Annotated in this window: 13 protein-coding genes; all 13 read right to left on the bottom strand. The window is 55.5% G+C overall.

Features of this window, described 5'->3' with window-relative positions; translation table 11 throughout:
• Positions 1-61: 61 nt before the first annotated feature.
• The 13 genes from CGZ75_RS13190 to purB all read right to left on the bottom strand — a co-directional run bounded on the left by CGZ75_RS13190 (position 62) and on the right by purB (position 17,415).
• Positions 62-1,828 (bottom strand): FG-GAP repeat domain-containing protein, encoded by a 1,767-nt coding sequence (locus CGZ75_RS13190; RefSeq protein ID WP_089524783.1) that lies wholly within the window; start codon positions 1,826-1,828, stop codon positions 62-64.
• A 110-nt stretch (positions 1,829-1,938) separates the two neighbouring features.
• Positions 1,939-2,841, bottom strand: a complete 903-nt coding sequence (locus CGZ75_RS13195; RefSeq protein ID WP_089524784.1) for a polysaccharide deacetylase family protein — start codon at positions 2,839-2,841, stop codon at positions 1,939-1,941.
• A 242-nt stretch (positions 2,842-3,083) separates the two neighbouring features.
• The gene (locus tag CGZ75_RS13200) at positions 3,084-4,040 is read right to left on the bottom strand and encodes a glycosyltransferase family 4 protein (RefSeq protein WP_089524785.1); all 957 of its coding nucleotides are present in this window, start codon (positions 4,038-4,040) and stop codon (positions 3,084-3,086) included.
• Between the two features lie 275 nt (positions 4,041-4,315).
• Positions 4,316-5,590 carry a phosphoribosylamine--glycine ligase gene (gene purD / locus CGZ75_RS13205; protein WP_089524786.1) on the bottom strand — a complete coding sequence of 425 codons (1,275 nt, stop codon included), beginning with the start codon at positions 5,588-5,590 and terminating at the stop codon, positions 4,316-4,318.
• A 17-nt stretch (positions 5,591-5,607) separates the two neighbouring features.
• Positions 5,608-7,155, bottom strand: coding sequence for a bifunctional phosphoribosylaminoimidazolecarboxamide formyltransferase/IMP cyclohydrolase (purH, locus tag CGZ75_RS13210; RefSeq protein WP_089524787.1), 1,548 nt, complete (start codon positions 7,153-7,155; stop codon positions 5,608-5,610).
• A 539-nt stretch (positions 7,156-7,694) separates the two neighbouring features.
• Positions 7,695-8,348 carry a phosphoribosylglycinamide formyltransferase gene (gene purN, locus CGZ75_RS13215; protein WP_089524788.1) on the bottom strand — a complete coding sequence of 218 codons (654 nt, stop codon included), beginning with the start codon at positions 8,346-8,348 and terminating at the stop codon, positions 7,695-7,697.
• Positions 8,348-9,391: a phosphoribosylformylglycinamidine cyclo-ligase gene (purM, locus tag CGZ75_RS13220; RefSeq protein WP_089524789.1), complete on the bottom strand. Its 1,044-nt coding sequence runs from the start codon at positions 9,389-9,391 to the stop codon at positions 8,348-8,350. Before purM ends, purN begins: the two co-directional genes overlap by 1 nt.
• Positions 9,392-9,472: 81 nt before the next feature.
• On the bottom strand, positions 9,473-11,197 hold the full coding sequence (purF, locus tag CGZ75_RS13225) for an amidophosphoribosyltransferase (RefSeq protein WP_245850849.1): 1,725 nt from the start codon (positions 11,195-11,197) through the stop codon (positions 9,473-9,475).
• On the bottom strand, positions 11,182-13,425 hold the full coding sequence (gene purL / locus CGZ75_RS13230) for a phosphoribosylformylglycinamidine synthase subunit PurL (protein ID WP_089524790.1): 2,244 nt from the start codon (positions 13,423-13,425) through the stop codon (positions 11,182-11,184). Before purL ends, purF begins: the two co-directional genes overlap by 16 nt.
• Positions 13,403-14,098 carry a phosphoribosylformylglycinamidine synthase subunit PurQ gene (purQ, locus tag CGZ75_RS13235; protein WP_089524791.1) on the bottom strand — a complete coding sequence of 232 codons (696 nt, stop codon included), beginning with the start codon at positions 14,096-14,098 and terminating at the stop codon, positions 13,403-13,405. Before purQ ends, purL begins: the two co-directional genes overlap by 23 nt.
• 4 nt (positions 14,099-14,102) lie before the next feature.
• Entirely contained in the window at positions 14,103-14,345 is a 243-nt protein-coding gene (gene purS, locus CGZ75_RS13240; RefSeq protein WP_089524792.1) for a phosphoribosylformylglycinamidine synthase subunit PurS, read from the bottom strand.
• Between the two features lie 769 nt (positions 14,346-15,114).
• Positions 15,115-16,017, bottom strand: coding sequence for a phosphoribosylaminoimidazolesuccinocarboxamide synthase (locus CGZ75_RS13245; RefSeq protein WP_089524793.1), 903 nt, complete (start codon positions 16,015-16,017; stop codon positions 15,115-15,117).
• Between the two features lie 102 nt (positions 16,018-16,119).
• On the bottom strand, positions 16,120-17,415 hold the full coding sequence (gene purB / locus CGZ75_RS13250) for an adenylosuccinate lyase (RefSeq protein WP_089524794.1): 1,296 nt from the start codon (positions 17,413-17,415) through the stop codon (positions 16,120-16,122).
• Position 17,416: the final 1 nt, after the last annotated feature.

The raw sequence follows: 17,416 nt of genomic DNA on the forward strand, positions 1-17,416 counted from the left end.
TCCCTTCTCTCCGCATCGTTCTATATGACTCCATCGGGCACTAAAAATGCCGCAGAAATAATCAATTGGAAGGCAGCAGCCTCAGGGAAGAGGCCAACTGCTCATGGGTCATTCGCATCGCAACATAACGATTCAACTCTTCTTTAGGCCAGCCATCTTCCTCCGTCGGCTTTTTCTCCTCAACAGCTGAGTAAACGATCCCTCCGACAGTACGCAAGCTGACAAGCTTGCGCCCCTTGCCCTCCATCCGGCTCGACCAGCTATCCCATTCTTTGATAGGTACACCGTACAACGTCCATAGCGGGGCTCTGCGACCTGACTTGGCATTGTAATACTCCAATTGAATGATTAAGCTGTTGTCATCGCTCGGACGGGATAGTGTGAATTGGCCTCTCCAGCGAGATGGGATTTGAACCGATATGCCATTTTTATAATCATTGTACTCCAAAGAAATTGGGAGGAACATTTCCTCGTAAACCGATAGCTTCGGCTCTAACCTTAGCTCTGGTTTTAGATTTGGCCGTGTCTTGGGAGGCCGTGCCTGCGGTGGCATCTCTGTAGCCTCGCCGTCAAAGTATACCGCGCTGGCCAGATCCCCGTTCCACTGCGTCCATTCCGTGTAATAAATAGGATTGGAGTCCATTGGGCTGTTCAGCATGGTGGAGCTGGCCGATGGGCTGGGAGTCGCCGACTGGCCTGGAGCAGGCACCTGCTCGCGCCATTCCAGAATTCCGTCCCCGTTAATATCGGTGTGATCCATCGATCCCGTGCTGTAGCCAAGCTCCTTCTTATTGGAAGGTGGATAGACCTGTTGTAAACCTTCGTTGATCCATACGGCCATAAGTGAGACCGAATATTGGGCTCCGGCGATTCCTTCAACGATAACGCCGTATTTATTCTTGGCAATCTTGCCAATTGCAAGACCCTCATAAAAAGTAGCAGACTGCAAAGGAAGCAAAGCCGAACGGACAAGATCTCCCTCACCTAGCCGGTAAACCTCCAGTTGGGGCTTGTTCGGGCTGTCTGGACGCCGGATAAGCACCAGCTCCTGCTTACCGTTTCCATCCACATCACCGGTATCCGCCCACTCATAGCTGAGCTCCGCAATCGGCTTCAGCAAACGTCCCTCCTCCGATTCCTCAAAGGAAGGCTTCAGCATGGAATAAACCTGCACCTCGTACTGCTGCCAGCTCAAGGTGTTGCCCGGCTGATTGACCGCCCAGCCCGCGATTAGCTCCGGCCGCTTGTCCCCGTTCATGTCGACAAAAGACAGCCATTCCAGACTTACGCCTACGCCAGAACGCAGCACAGCCCATGGCTTCCATTCACCAGCCTCCTGGCGAGCAATCATTAAACGCGAACTGCCGTATGTCTCAACGTAGGTCAATACGGCCTCTTGTTTGCCATCTCCGTCCATATCAATGGAGCGAATCGCCTCCGACTGCCGCTCCCGTGCCGGCAGAGACAACGAGCTTCCGACAGGAAGCAGGTCTCTCAGCTTCGCAGTAACTCCGCCAGCTTGCTGGACTGTCTCAGGCGCGCCTAACAAATCAGCAGGCGCGGCCGTATAACGGCAACCAGCCATAACAAAAATGAACGCCGCCAGCACCACCAGCAGTTTGATCTTGCTTCGCTTCTTAAGAGTGGTTGATTGGCTCCAGTTAGGTTGATACCGACGGACCCCAGTAGCGGAAGAGGGATGCTCCCTGTCCACTTTTGGACAGGAGGCATCCCCTCCGTCTCCAGCACCGGAAGCGACGGCAGTCTGCCTTGCCACTTCCGGGAGACCGGATCGGTTATTGAATTTAGGATCGTTTCCATTGCTCAAGCCTTCTCCGCGCCTCCTCTTCCGGCCGTTGATGACGGCTTCGCTAGTCTTATCGACCGCGCCTTCAACCCGAATCTATTAGTTTAATGGGCCGTTCCTTCTTTTCCGACTTATGGAAGTTTATCCACGGTTACGAAGGAATAGCCTTTATCTCGCAAATCGTCGATGATCAGTGGCAGCAGCTCCGGTGTTTTCAATTTGCTGCCGAAGGAGTGCATAAGGATATTGCTGCCGGGTTTCGTGTTTTGGTTGACGTTAGCACGCATATCCTTTACGGATGTACCTGCCCAGTCTCGGGTATCGACATCCCATAACACCTGCTTGCGGCCTGTATTTTTCAGGTAGGCTCTGAGCTGGGACGAGCTCGCCCCGTAGGCTGGGCGGAAGAAATTTGTCGTGAAGCCCACAGCCTCTTTAATTAGTTTATCATTATCCTCGATTTGTTGCTTAATCTTTGACCTGCTTGATTTTCCCAAGTTCGCATGATTATTGGAATGATTACCGATTAAATGGCCTTCATCAACGATGCGCTTCATAATTTCAGGGTACTGCTCCACCTGGACACCGACCACAAAAAATGTCGCTTTAATGTTTTCACGCTTAAGAATATCCAAAATCTTGACCGTTGTTTTCGGATCCGGCCCATCATCGAAAGTAAGCGCGACCACCTTGTCGCCCCTCTTTACGATGCCCTTTTTCGCATTGGACACATCCGCGGGATTCTTAGTCGACTGCGGCGATGTAGGAGGCTGAACAGCGATTGGCTCATTGGAACTTTGTGCTTTGCCTGTAGCTCCATTCTCGGATTGGACGACGTTGAAGCCTCCAGCCTCTACTTTGCCCGCCAGTTCGGCCTGTCCGCAGCCGCTGGCTGCAGCAGTTAGGACGATGGCCAGCGGCAATATAAGGAACGGCTTGGCGAAGCGGCCAGCCATCGTATGTATATTGGAAATAGAATTGGAATTAGATTTATTGGGGCCGGAGTCAGAAGATGGGTTATGTTCAGTAATCATGATTGCAAACTCTCCTATTTCTATCAGATGAATCTATCGTATCAGACCTAATAAGAGGAGGAGTTACAATCCGGTTACACTGTATGACAGCATTCCTTACCGTTCGACACCAGCCACTCTAATACAATTGACCCTATAAAGTTCGTATTCGGCATGATTGTAAAGGGGGTCGGCTTGGCATGTCATGAAAAAAAACAGCCTGTCCCAGAGCTGGGATCAGGCTATTGTCGATTCTACCAGAGCTATTGTGCCAATAGCAGCACGATGGAAAATAGGCCAAAGCAGATGTTCATCAGATAGAGAAATGAAACGACTTGAACGGGCTTGAGGCCGGCGGCCAACAGCCGGTAGTGAGCTTGCGAAGCATCCGCCTGGTAGAAGGGAACGCCATTGCGGATTCTAGAAATTACGACGCGCACATTATCCAAAATGGGTACGCCCAGCGAGAGGATCGGGATGAACAGCGACAGCATAGTCGCTTGCTTGAATGCCCCGTCAAGCGCGATGACACCGAGCATAAAGCCTAGATAGGTGGCTCCTGCATCGCCCATGAACACTTTGGCTGGCGGGCGGTTGTACAAGAGATAACCGGCAGAGATGCCGACCGTAATGACGGCCATCATCGCCGAGCTCTGCTGACCCATGACCAGCGCCACAACGAGCAGCGTACCCGCTGAGATGGCAGACAATCCCCCGGCTAAGCCATCCATGCCGTCCGTGAAGTTGATGACCGTGGTCACTCCGAAGATCCACAGAACGGTGAACAGGAACGAAAGCCAGTCCGGCAGCGTCACGTAGGAGCCATTGAATGGATTTTCAAATCCCGAAAAAACGATGCCTGAGAGATAAACAAGAACGGCTGCGGACAATTGGACCGCCATTTTCGGAAGGGCCGGAAATTCCTTGCCATGTGTTTTGTACCAGTCATCCACCAGGCCAATTAGCAGAATCAACAGCCCCCCGCCAAGAATGGCCAACGACTGAATCCATGAATCGCGGACGAAAATTAAGTAAACAGCGGTAAAACCCGCGAATATAGCGATACCTGCGGTGAGCGGAATCGGCTCTCGATGTATTTTACGCGCGCTGTCCGAGCGCGGTTTATCTACGAATCCAATTCGCAGCGCGACCCTGCGAAGCGGCGGAATTAATGCGACAACAATGGCGAACGAAATTATAAAAGCGATGAAATAACTCATTTCCCTCTCCCTTCGCTTGCATAGGCTCATTCAACTGGATTACCTTCTCCGTACCTGTATGAGTTCACTGTAATAGACATTAGCTTAATGCCCTGAATAGTAAATGAAGCGAAGATTAAAGCAACCTGAAATTTGGAGTGGTTTAAAAAGGAAAAGGAACAGCCCCGACCCGCCGGATACCGGCAGGTCGGGGCTGTTTTTACGACCGTGGACAAGAGACGGGCCTACATCGAAGGAAACAGCCTGACAGAGCGGGTTGCTTGTATTCCCCTCTGTTACTCCACCGACTGAAGCGCTTTGAGCGCAATATCCGTACGGCATTGCATGCCTTCAAAAGAAATGGCGGACACCGCTTCATAAGCTTTGGCGCGTGCTTCCGAGATGTCGCCGCCGAGGCCGACGATGCCAAGCACGCGGCCGCCGTTTGTGACGAGCCCGCCGTCCTTCAGTGCCGTACCCGCGTGGAATACAAGTGCTCCCTGCGCTTTGGCAGCTTCCAGACCGCTGATCGGGCGACCCTTCGGATACGAGCCCGGATAACCTTCCGAAGCGACAATGACGCATACCGCCGCCTCATCATTCCACTTGATCTCGATATCGGCCAATCGGCCTTCCATCGCAGCCATTATAATATCGAGCAGGTCGGTGTCCAGACGCGGCAGCACAACCTGGGTTTCTGGATCGCCCATGCGGGCGTTAAATTCCACCGTTTTGACACCATCCGGCGTCAGCATAAGCCCGGCGAACAGGAAGCCGCGGAACGGACGCCCTTCGCTAACCATAGCACGAGCCGTCGGCTCAATGATGTTCACGATCGCATCGTCAACGAGCGCCTGTGAAATATGCGGCAGCGGCGAGTAAGTACCCATGCCGCCGGTATTTGGACCTTTGTCACCGTCGAAGATCGTTTTATGATCCTGGGCAGGCACCATCGCCCGTACCGTTTCACCGTCCACAAAGGCCAGAATACTCATCTCCTGGCCAGTCATGAACTCCTCGATGACAACCTGGCTACCGGAAGCTCCGAACACTCCGCCTAGCATCATGCCACGCAGCGCCTCCTCCGCTTCCTCCAGCGTCGCTGCAACGGTGACGCCTTTGCCTGCGGCCAAGCCGTCGGCCTTAACGACGATTGGCATCGGCTGGCTGCGCAGGTAAGCGAGCGCCTGCTCGAAGTCCGTGAACGACTCGTAACGGGCCGTCGGAATGTTGTATTTGCGGAGCAGATTTTTCATAAAAATCTTGCTGCCCTCGATTTCCGCAGCCTTGCGGTCCGGGCCAAAAGCAGGGATACCCGCAGCCTCGAACTCGTCGACGATACCCGCCGCCAGCGGATCATCGGGGCCAACAACGACGAGATCGATGCGGCGATCCTTCGCCAGCTGCACCAGCTCGGCGAACCGATCCACCGCGATCGGCACGCACTCTGCAAGCTCAGCTATACCTGCGTTTCCAGGCGCGCAGAGCAGCTCCTCTACCTTTTCACTCTTGGCGAGTGACCAGACGATGGCATGCTCACGGCCACCGCCGCCAATTACTAGAATGCGCATATTAAGATTCCTCCCGCCTAGTGCTTGAAGTGACGAACGTCCGTAAACACCATCGCGATGCCATGTTCGTTGGCTACCTTGATGGACTCCTCGTCCTTGATAGAGCCGCCTGGCTGGATAATTGCCGTGATGCCCGCTGCTGCGGCCAACTCGACCGTATCACCCATTGGGAAAAAGGCATCGGAGGCAAGTATGGCTCCTTTCGCCTTGTCGCCTGCTTGTTCCACGGCAATGCGCGCCGCGCCTACGCGATTCATCTGGCCAGCGCCAACGCCGACCGTCATGTCATCTTTCGCCAGTAAAATCGCATTGGACTTCACATGTTTGACGACCTTCCAGCCGAACAACAGTTGCTTCAGCTCCTCCGCCGTCGGCTGACGCTCCGTAACGACTTTCAGGTCAGCCTCAGCAATCGTATGCACGTCGCTTTCCTGTACAACCATGCCACCGGCAACGCTTGTCAACACCCAGTCGCTCTTGCGGCCTTCCGCAGCGGCGAGCTCTCCGGTTTGCAGCAGGCGGATATTCTTTTTGCGACTCAGAATTTCCAATGCTTCCGGCGTAAAGTCAGGCGCAAGCACGATCTCCAAGAAAATTTCCGACAGCAGCGACGCTGTATCGGCTCCGATTGTGCGGTTAGCCGCTACAATTCCGCCGAAGATCGACGTTGGATCAGCCGCATAAGCTTTTTGATAGGCTTGATGAATGTCGCTGCCGACACCTACGCCGCAAGGATTCATATGCTTCACAGCAACAACGGCCGGTTCGCTGAATTCCTTAACGATCGCCAGCGCAGCATTGGCATCGTTGATGTTGTTGTAGCTTAGTTCTTTGCCGTGCAACTGCTCGGCAGTCGTAATATTGCCCGCCTCCGCGAGCGGACGGCGGTAAAATGCGGCGCGTTGATGCGGATTTTCGCCGTAGCGCAGGTCCTGCACCTTTTCATAGGTGACTGTGTAACGCTCCGGAAGTGGATCGCCGCCCAGCTTGGACAAGTAGTCGCCGATCAAGGCGTCGTAGGCTCCGGTATGGCGGAACACTTTGGCTGCCAAGCGCTTGCGGGTGTCCAGCGTCGTATCGCCGTCCTGCTTGATCTCCTCCAACACGCCGGCGTAGTCGGCTGCATCCACAACAACGGTGACAAAAGCATGGTTTTTGGCAGCGGAGCGCAGCATTGTCGGGCCGCCGATATCGATATTCTCAATGGCGTCCTCGTAGGTAACATCCGGCTTCGCAATCGTCGCCGCGAAAGGATACAGGTTAACGACCACAAGATCGATGTAGTCCAGCCCCAGCTCGCGAATCGCCTTCTGGTGCTCCTCGTTGTCGCGTACAGCCAGCAGGCCGCTGTGTACAGCAGGATGCAACGTTTTGACGCGCCCGTCCATAATTTCCGGGAAGCCCGTTACTTCGGAGATGCCGATAACCGGGATGCCTTCCTTTTCCAACAGGCTGTGTGTGCCCCCCGTGGAAATGATCTGTACACCAGCTGCTGCCAGCTCCCTCGCGAATTCAACAATGCCCGTTTTGTCCGATACGCTGATTAGCGCCCTGCGAATGGCCAAGTTGTCCCCTCCTGGTTCTATGATTAAGTAATGAGTTCTTGAGTCTTACGGCTCCCTCGTCTCGTGGGACGGGGGAGCCGTTGAGGCGGCCGTTGTGTCGCGCCGTTGTGGAGCTGTTATGACAGATGCTATAGCGTCTGTAGTGGAGCCTATAATGACGCCTGGTAAGGCAATGGTAATACGAGGTGTTACCATAAGCGGCTGTACCGGCTTTGTTCCACCCTATATAAAGCTGTACACCAACGAAAAAGACTAGGCCAAGAAGGTCTAGCTGATCGCTAACGGAACTCAGAAAGCTTATTCATGCCTTTTCCTCTCAATAAGCCTCGATATGCTGCAAATAACGCCGCTCAGTTCTGTGACAACCTCAAGCCCATCATTTAGAGCCAAATAACGTTTCTGAGTTCCGCTAGAACGTTACCGGGTTACTTGGTGGCAGAAGCTTCTGAGCTACATTAGTTCGATTGTTGATCCATTAAATCAAATGTTGGACCATTTGCCGACCTGCAGCCTACCGACTTGCTTATCGACTTGCCGACCTACTTGTCCGCTGAAGCTTCATACTCGCCAAAGTCCACTGCCGCATCAAGGCTAACTCTTCGACCGTTCAGCGAGACCCGCCCTTCGGCGATGGCGCGCACGGCCCACGGATACAGCACATTTTCCGCCGCATGAATTCGATCGGCCAGCATGGCCTCCGTCTCGCCCTCGCTTATGTCCAACGTCCGTTGCGCGATGATCGGACCGCTGTCCAAACCACCGTCGACGAAATGAATCGTCACGCCACTCACTTTGACACCATGCTCAAGCGCCTGGCGAATCGCATTCATCCCCGGAAAAGCGGGCAGCAGCGACGGATGGATGTTGATCATCCGGCCGGCATAAGCCTCGACAAGCACTGGCGTCAGGATGCGCATATAACCCGCAAGCACAATCAGACCAACGCCGCGGCGCTGCAATTCTGCGAGAATTTCCGCCTCATACGCCTCACGGGAAGCGTAGTCCTTGGGGGTGAACACCCAAGCATCTATACCAGCGCGGCGAGCCCGCTCCACAACCGGAGCGTCCGGTTTGTCGCAGACGAGAAGCTCGATGGAGCCTCCGAGCTTCACCTGCACCGCTGCGTCCGCAAGCGCCTGAAAGTTGCTTCCTTGACCGGAAGCAAACACGGCGATGCGCAGCTGATCAGCCATTAAACGTTGGCTCCCGTGAAGGTGACGATGCGGCTGCCTTCCGTCACCGTACCGATCCGGTAAGCCTGCTCGCCAAGCTCAGCCAGCACGGAAAGTGCCTTTTCGGCTTCATCCGCAGGCACAACAACGATGAGCCCGATGCCCATGTTGAACGTTGTGAACATGTCGCGGTTCGTAATGGTACCTTTTTCCTGCATGAGCGAGAAAATCGACTGGATCGGCCAGCTTCCGTACTGGATGTCCACATTAACATGATCCGGCAGCACGCGCGGGATGTTCTCAATGAAGCCGCCGCCTGTAATATGGGCCATGCCCTTCACGGTGACACGCGAAACCAGCTTAAGCGCCGGCTTGACGTAGATGCGGGTTGGCTCAAGCAGTACGTCGCCTAGTCTTTTGCCATCCAGCTCCGGCAGTGTATCCTGCAGGCTGTAGCCGGACTGCTCCAAAAGCAAGCGGCGCACCAGTGAATAACCGTTGCTATGAATACCGCTGGAAGCGAGACCGATTACCGCGTCGCCCGGTGTTATCGTCGTACCGTCGATGATCTTCGCTTTATCCACAACGCCAACCGTGAAGCCGCCGATGTCATACTCCTCAGGAGTATACATGCCCGGCATCTCTGCCGTTTCGCCGCCGATGAGCGCGCAGCCTGCCTGTACACAGCCTTCAGCGATTCCAGCAACGATGGCCTCGATTTTGGATGGCTCGACTTTACCAGTCGCCAGATAATCAAGGAAGAACAGCGGCTCCGCGCCCTGTACGATAATGTCGTTGACACACATCGCGACAGCGTCAATGCCGATCGTATCATGTTTATCCATGGCAAAAGCAAGCATCAGCTTCGTGCCGACCCCGTCCGTGCCGGAAACAAGCACCGGCTCCTCGTACTTGTTTTTGTCGAGGCCGAACATGCCTCCAAAGCCGCCCAAGCCGCCCAAAACCTCAGGGCGCATCGTTCTCTTGACGTGCTTTTTCATGCGCTCGACCGCTTCATTACCCGCTGCGATGTCCACGCCTGCTTGCTTGTAAGCCTCTGCCACTGACCGTCACTCCTTGCAAAATGGATTGGACTGCCGCCTCACTCCGGCTGCACAGCCCGCTATATGGATCGAATTGATATTCTAGCAGCTGCAGCTCTTATCCGAGTTCTCATCGACCGGAGTCGGGTATTCGTTGGTGAAGCAAGCAAGGCACATGCCTCCGCCCTTGTCATTTCCCGGCACCGAAGCCGCATCGATCAGCCCCTCAGCACTTAAAAAATAAAGCGTATCGGCGTTGATTGCCTCGCGGATCTCCTCCACCGTTTTGGAGGAAGCGATCAGCTCACGCCGATCCGGCGTGTCGATGCCGTAGTAACACGGATTAGCGAACGGTGGGGAGCTGATGCGTACATGCACTTCTTTTGCGCCCGCCTCGCGCAGCAAAGTAACGATCCGCAGCGACGTTGTGCCGCGCACGATGGAGTCGTCGATCATGACGACACGTTTACCCTGCACGATTTTGCGCACAGCGGACAGCTTCATCTTAACGCCCTTCTCGCGCAGCTCCTGGGAAGGCTGGATGAACGTCCGGCCGGAATACTTGTTCTTGATAAGGCCCATCTCATACGGGATGCCCGTCTGCTCGGCATAACCGATTGCAGCGCTGATGCTGGAATCAGGTACACCAACGACGATGTCAGCGTCGACAAACGCTTCAATCGCCAGCTGGCGTCCCATCTGCTTGCGCGCAGTGTGGATGTTGACCTCGTTGATGTCGCTGTCCGGCCGAGCGAAATAGATATATTCCATCGCACAGCTGGCGCGGCGTCCCCCTTGATCGAAGCGGTCTTCCTGCAAGCCATCCTTGTCCAAAATAAGCAACTCACCCGGTTGAACGTCGCGTACATACTCAGCGCCTATCGTTTCGAACGCGCATGTTTCTGAGGCGAATACATAACCATCACCGAGACGGCCCATGACGAGAGGGCGCAAACCGTTGGGATCGGAAGCGACTAGCAGGCGCTCATTGGTCATAATCAGGAAGGCGAAGCCCCCAATGATGCGCTGTAACGCGTCTTTGGCCGCACTCACGAAGTCTTTCGGCGAGCGGGCGATCAGATGCGCGATAACTTCCGTGTCGCTCGTCGTTTGAAAAATAGAGCCCATATTCTCCAGCTCCCGGCGGATCGACGGGGCGTTAACGATATTACCGTTCGTCGCCACCGCCAAGTCGCCGTCGCGATACTTAAAGATGAGCGGCTGAGCATTGCCGAGCTGGCTAGCACCCGAAGTTGAATAGCGTACATGGCCAATCGCCCGGTCGCCTGGCAAGGAAGCGAGAATATCGGTCGTGAACACCTCTTTGACGAGTCCCATGCCGCGATGATAGGCAAAGCTGCCGCTTGCACTGTCGACGGTGCAAACACCGGAACTTTCCTCACCACGATGCTGCAACGCGTGCAGGCCGTAGTAAGAGAGCGAAGCCGCGTTCGGTGTGCCAAACACACCGAACACGCCGCACTCCTCCTTCAGCTTGTCAAACATATCGTCCCGCCCGATGCCTTCGTTGTAATGGGATTGCTCCCATGCCTGCGACACCGTGCGCAGCTCCTCAGACCCAGGACGAACCGCCGCGGAATGCGACGAACGTCCAGTTGCAGACGCCAGGCGGGCAGGGGCAGAGCCCCCTACTCCTACTTGCATTGCCGTTGCGTCAGCAGCGAATGCCGCTGTAGACAACGCAGACGCATCAGTTTGCGCCCCCGCTTTTGCCGCAAATCCGACCGTTCCGCCTGGCATGCCCGCAACATCGGCCGCTCCATATCGGGAGCCGAGCTGAACCGCTATGTTTACTTCATCAGACATGGAATCGCATCCTTCCACACTTTCCGGAGCTCGTCGACCTGCGTCTTGACGCCCGGTTTGCCGTTCACCTTGATGACCAGTTCTTCTCCACCGACCGTACCGATCTCCACATGCGGAACGCCGCGCTCCGCGAGCAGCGCGAGCAGCTCCGCTTTGCTCTCCTGCGATGCGCTCAGCAGGATGCGCGACTGCGACTCGCTGAACAGCGCATGATCCCCGCGCAGCTCCGTCGCCACATTAACCTCGGCGCCGAGGCCGCGTCCGAAGCAGGATTCTGCCAGCGCAACCGCCAGGCCGCCTTCGGACAAATCATGCGCCGAATTGACCAGACCGCCGCGAATTGCTGCCTGAACCGTATCCAGCAGGCGCTTTTCGACCGCCAGGTCGATACCTGGAGGGCGACCTTCAGCTTTACCTTGCAAAACATATTGCAGCTCACTGCCGCCAAGCTCAGCATGGGTGTCACCAAGCAGAATAACCGCATCGCCCCCGCGTTTGAACTCCTGCGTCGTGATGTAGTCGATATCGTCGATCAAGCCGACCATACCGATTACCGGCGTTGGGTAGATCGCGCCTTTGGCGTTCTCGTTGTACAAGCTGACGTTACCGCCGATAACTGGCGTTTCCAGCACGCGGCAAGCTTCGCTCATGCCGTCCGCAGACTTCTCAAGTTGCCAGAACACTTCCGGCTTCTCTGGGTTGCCGAAGTTGAGGTTGTCCGTGATGGCCAGCGGCGCTGCGCCGGAACAAACGATATTACGTGCAGCCTCGGCAACCGCGATTGCACCGCCCACCTCTGGATCGAGGTAAACGTAGCGGCTGTTGCAGTCGGTCGTCATGGCCAGCGCCTTGCGTGTGCCCGGAACGAGCACAACCGCGGCGTCGGAGCCAGGCGGAACTGCCGTGCTTGTACGGACCATATGGTCGTACTGTTTGTACACCCATTCTTTGCTCGCAACCGTCGGGGATGCCAGTACTTTTTGCAACGCCTCCGTCAAATCGGTCACTTCGCTGTAAGCAGCCGTGTTGATCGCAGCGTTCGCAGCGAAGTACGCAGGCTCCTTGGATGGCTTGTTGTACACCGGGCACTCGTCCACGAGCGCTTTGACCGGCATGTCGGCAACTTCCTCGCCTTGATGGAACAGGCGCAGACGGCCGTCATCGGTTACTTTGCCGACTTTGGCGCAGATGATGCCCCAACGATCGAAAATCTCGCGCGCCTGTGCCTCGTGCTGAGGCTCGATGACGAACAGCATCCGTTCCTGGGACTCGGAAAGCATCATTTCGTAAGCGGTCATGCCCTCTTCACGCTGCGGAACCTCGTCGAGATACAGCTCCAGGCCGTTGCCTGCCTTGGATGCCATCTCAGCGCTGGAGCAGGTCAGGCCTGCCGCGCCCATGTCCTGAATGCCGAGCACGATGCCGGAATTAATCAGCTCCAGCGTCGCTTCCATAACGAGCTTTTCCATGAATGGGTCGCCGACTTGAACGGCTGTACGGTTCTCTTCCGATTCCTCGGACAGCTCAACGGAAGCAAAAGTCGCTCCGTGAATACCGTCGCGGCCTGTTGCCGGGCCGACGTAGAATACCGGGTTGCCAACGCCTTTGGCGACGCCGCGCTGGATTTTGTCATGGTCGATAAGGCCGACGCACATCGCGTTGACGAGCGGATTTCCCTCGTAGCTTTCGTCGAACATAACCTCGCCCGCAACGGTCGGGATGCCAATGCAGTTGCCGTAACCAGCGATGCCGCTGACAACATGCTCGAAGAGATATTTAACACGGTCGCTCTCCAGGTTGCCGAAGCGCAAGCTGTTCAGCAGCGCCACCGGACGGGCTCCCATCGAGAAAATATCGCGGATGATGCCGCCAACGCCAGTTGCTGCGCCTTGGTAAGGCTCAACAGCGGACGGATGGTTATGGGATTCGATTTTGAACACGACGGCCTGGTTGTCACCAATATCTACGATGCCCGCGCCTTCGCCCGGTCCCATCAGCACCTTCGGTCCCGTAATCGGGAACTTCTTGAGGATTGGCTTGGAGTTTTTGTAGGAGCAGTGCTCCGACCACATAACGCTAAACACGCCGATCTCGGTGTAGTTGGGCAGACGACCCATAAAGCCGCAAACGAGCTCATACTCCTGATCCGTCACACCGAACTGCTGGTAAATCTTCTGCTCGGAGATTTGCTCCGCTGTCGGTTCCTTAGCTGTTAACTGCTGCGCCATGCTGTTCCCTCCATGCGTTCAAAATCGATGTAAACATCCGCTTGCCGTCCTCGGAACCGAGCAACTGATCCACAGCGCGTTCGGGGTGAGGCATCATGCCAACAACGTTGCCACGCTCATTGCAAATACCTGCGATGTCATGAAGCGAGCCGTTGGGATTCTCGTCATTTGCGTAGCGGAATACGATCTGATTGTTCGCCTTCAGCCGCTCCAGCGTCTCGTCATCGCAATAGTAGTTGCCTTCGCCATGCGCAATCGGGATCGAGATAACCTCGCCCTGAGTGTATTGGTTTGTAAAAGGAGTTGCCGCATTCACGACCTCAAGAGGCGATTGATGGCAAAGGAACTTCAGATCCCGGTTGCGCAGCAGCGCGCCCGGCAGCAGTCCCGCCTCGGTCAGAATCTGGAAGCCGTTGCAGATGCCAAGCACGAATTTGCCAGCCTCGGCCGCCTTGACGACCTCGCTCATAACGGGAGCAAAACGCGCAATCGCGCCGCAGCGCAGATAGTCGCCATAAGAGAAGCCGCCGGGCACGAGAATGGCGTCATAACCGGACAAATCAGTCGCGGTGTGCCAGACATAATCGACGGACTGCCCGATCGTTTCTTCAACCGCCTTGAAGCAATCGATATCACAGTTGGAACCGGGGAATACAATGACCGCAAACTTCATCGGCTCAGCCCTCCAGCTCGAAGCTATAGTCTTCCACGACGGTGTTCGCGAGCAGCTTTTCGCACATGGCGCGTACGCGTTGCTCGGCTTCGGCACGGTCATCCGTATCCAGTGTCAGCTCCAGGTACTTGCCGATGCGGACTTTGTCTACTTCCGCGAAGCCCATGCTGTGCAGCGCTCCCTGTACCGCCGTTCCTTGCGGGTCCAGCACGTTTTGCTTGATCGTCACGTATACGGTTGCTTTCATCGTGGCAACTCCTCTTATGGGGGAATGTTAGTTTGTGAAAATAGTTTAAGTATCAAGGACAGTCAAGGACGGTCAAGGACGGTCAAGGACGGTCAAGGACAGTCAAAGCCAATTCAAGAGCCATAACACATACTGTCCGAAAATCACTCCACACAGGGGGCCGATCCTCCAATCGCTCTTGAACCCGGATGGCTTCAGTAGAAAAACCTTCATAGGTGGCCATCCTTGCTTCAAAGGCGAACGCTTCCCCACCACTCCCAGCCGCTACCGCAGGCCGGATCAAACGGAGGAAAAGCTTTTCCGGATTCAGCCCCCTCCGCTCCGCTTGCGGACAAGTTGGGCACCGGGCCAGCATTACCGGTTAAAACCGGCATTGACCAAAACAAGTTCAAAAGCACCTTCCCCCAACGTTCCGTTGTGAGGGTGGGGAAACAAGGATGCTTCCACCTTGTTTCCAGGCCCGCGCCTCGTGGGCTTGTTGCAAAAACCCGGTGTTATGTCCTGTTGTCAGGACACACCGGCAGGGCCTATTGCCCCGGACGGGGCAAACCGCTAGGGCTTGTTGCTTGCCAGACCAGGGCACACCGCTAGGGCTCGTTGCCAAGCCGGGCACAACGCGTGGCCTTGCTGCCACACCTTGTTTCCAGGCCATGCTTTGGGCCCTGTTGGACGGGCATGCGACTCGGCTTTGGCAATAAAATGAAGGAACCTGGCTATAGTAGCGATTGAAAGTTCGCAGAGACTCTGCTGCTAAAAACCAAGTTCGCTTCTACAGCTCTTTGCCAGTCAACAATTGGTAAATACCACGATAGCGGGATGTTGTCTCCGCTACGACGGAGTCTGGCAGAGGAGCGGGTTCGCTGTTTTGATCCCAATCGGAACCTAGCAGATAGGTGCGGACCGGCTCTTTGTCCATACTGTCGATCTCGGTATCCAACTCATATTTATCCTGAGCCCAGAAGCGGGAAGAATCCGGCGTGAAAATCTCATCTATTAATATAATCTCGCCATCGATCAGGCCAAATTCGAACTTGCAGTCCGCTAGGATAATGCCGCGCTCCAAGCAATACGCATGTGCGAATTCGTAGAGCCGGATGCTCCGATCGCGAAGCTGCGCCGCGATTCCGGCGCCGGTGATTTCTTCCATTCGCGAGAAGGGAATATCCTCGTCATGGCCGACGTCGTTTTTGGCCGCAGGGGTGAAAAGGGGCTGTGGGAAACGCTCGTTCTTACGCATTCCCTCCGGCAATGGGATGCCGTTGATCGCACCCGTTTTACCATACTGCCTCCAGCCTCCGCCGGTAATGTAGCCGCGCACGACGCATTCGATGTCGATCCGCTCCGCCTTACGAGTCACCATGATGCGGTTCCGCAAAGCTTCCTTGTCCGCTTCGGCAACAAGATCGCCCAGCAGCTCCACATCGCTATGGATGACATGGTTCGGCTGGATCGCAGCCGTTTGCTGGAACCAGAACGCGCTCAGTTGGTTCAACACATTACCTTTGTCCGGCACGGCCGGATCGAGCACGTAGTCGAATGCGCTAATGCGATCCGTGACGACGATCAGATAATGCTCACCGAGATCGTACAGCTCGCGTACCTTTCCTTTGTACAGCAGTGGCGCCTTGATCAGGTCCGCTGCCGTGGACAGCGCCTTGGAGGCAACAGCCATCGGTTCTCCCCGCCTTTTACCGTTAGGATGAAATCAATATTGAAATGGGTTGCCCAATTCCTTACCGGGACGGGACGCGCATCGGCATCCCGTTTTCAGCTACTAGATCAGCTCCAGGCGGCGGAAAATCGTATCCACATGTTTCAAATGCCAGCTCGGATTAAACGCATCGTCGATCTCTTCAGCACTCAAATGCTCGGTAATTTCCGGCGTCGAGCCGATAATATCGCGGAACTGGCGCTGCTCTTCCCATGCTTGCATGGCGCGCGGTTGCACCGTATCGTACGCTTGCTCGCGGCTGAAGCCTTTGTCGATCAGCTTCGTCATGACGCGGCCGGAGAACGGTACGCCGAACGTGCGGCCCATGTTGCGCTTCATATTTTCCGGGAATACTTGAAGATTCTTAATGATGTTGCCAAGACGGTTCAGCATGTAATTGAGCAGCATCGTTGCGTCCGGCAGAATAACGCGTTCCACGGAAGAGTGGCTGATGTCGCGCTCATGCCAGAGCGGCACGTTCTCGTAAGCGCTAATCATATGACCGCGGATAATGCGAGCGAGACCGGAGATGTTTTCGCAGCCGATCGGATTGCGTTTATGCGGCATGGCGGACGAACCCTTTTGACCCTTGGCAAAAGGCTCTTCGACTTCGCGGAACTCACTCTTCTGAAGCGCACGAATCTCAGTCGCGAACTTGTCCAGCGAGGTGGCGATCAGCGCCAGCGTCGCCATGTATTCAGCATGACGGTCACGTTGCAGCGTCTGCGTGCTGATTGGTGCCGGCTTAGTGCCGAGCTTGCGGCAAACAAATTCCTCAACGAACGGGTCGATGTTTGCGTAAGTACCGACTGCGCCGGAAATTTTACCGAATTGAACACCGTCCGCTGCGTGGCGGAAACGATCCAAGTTGCGCTTCATTTCCTCATACCATAGAGCGAGCTTCAGGCCAAAAGTTGTCGGCTCCGCATGTACGCCATGCGTGCGGCCCATCATGACGGTATCCTTGTAGGCAACGGCTTGGCCGCGCAGAATTTCGATGAAATTCGTCACATCGCGCTCCAGAATCTCGTTGGCCTGGCGCAGCAGATAACCCGTCGCCGTATCAACCACGTCGGTGGAAGTCAGGCCGTAATGCACCCATTTGCGCTCAGCTCCAAGCGTTTCAGATACCGAACGTGTAAAGGCGATGACATCATGGCGCGTCTCCAGCTCGATCTCGCTGATCCGATCGATGTTGAAGCCAGCGTTTTCGCGAATCGCGACTACATCTTCCTTGGGAATAACTCCGAGCTCCGACCATGCCTCGCAGGCGCAAATCTCAACCTCCAGCCACGCTTTGAACTTATTCTCTTCCGTCCAGATCTCCCGCATCTCGGGCCTGCTGTAACGCTCCAACATA

This window comes from Paenibacillus herberti, from assembly GCF_002233675.1.
In the GTDB taxonomy this organism is placed as follows: Bacteria; Bacillota; Bacilli; order Paenibacillales; family Paenibacillaceae; genus Paenibacillus_O; species Paenibacillus_O herberti.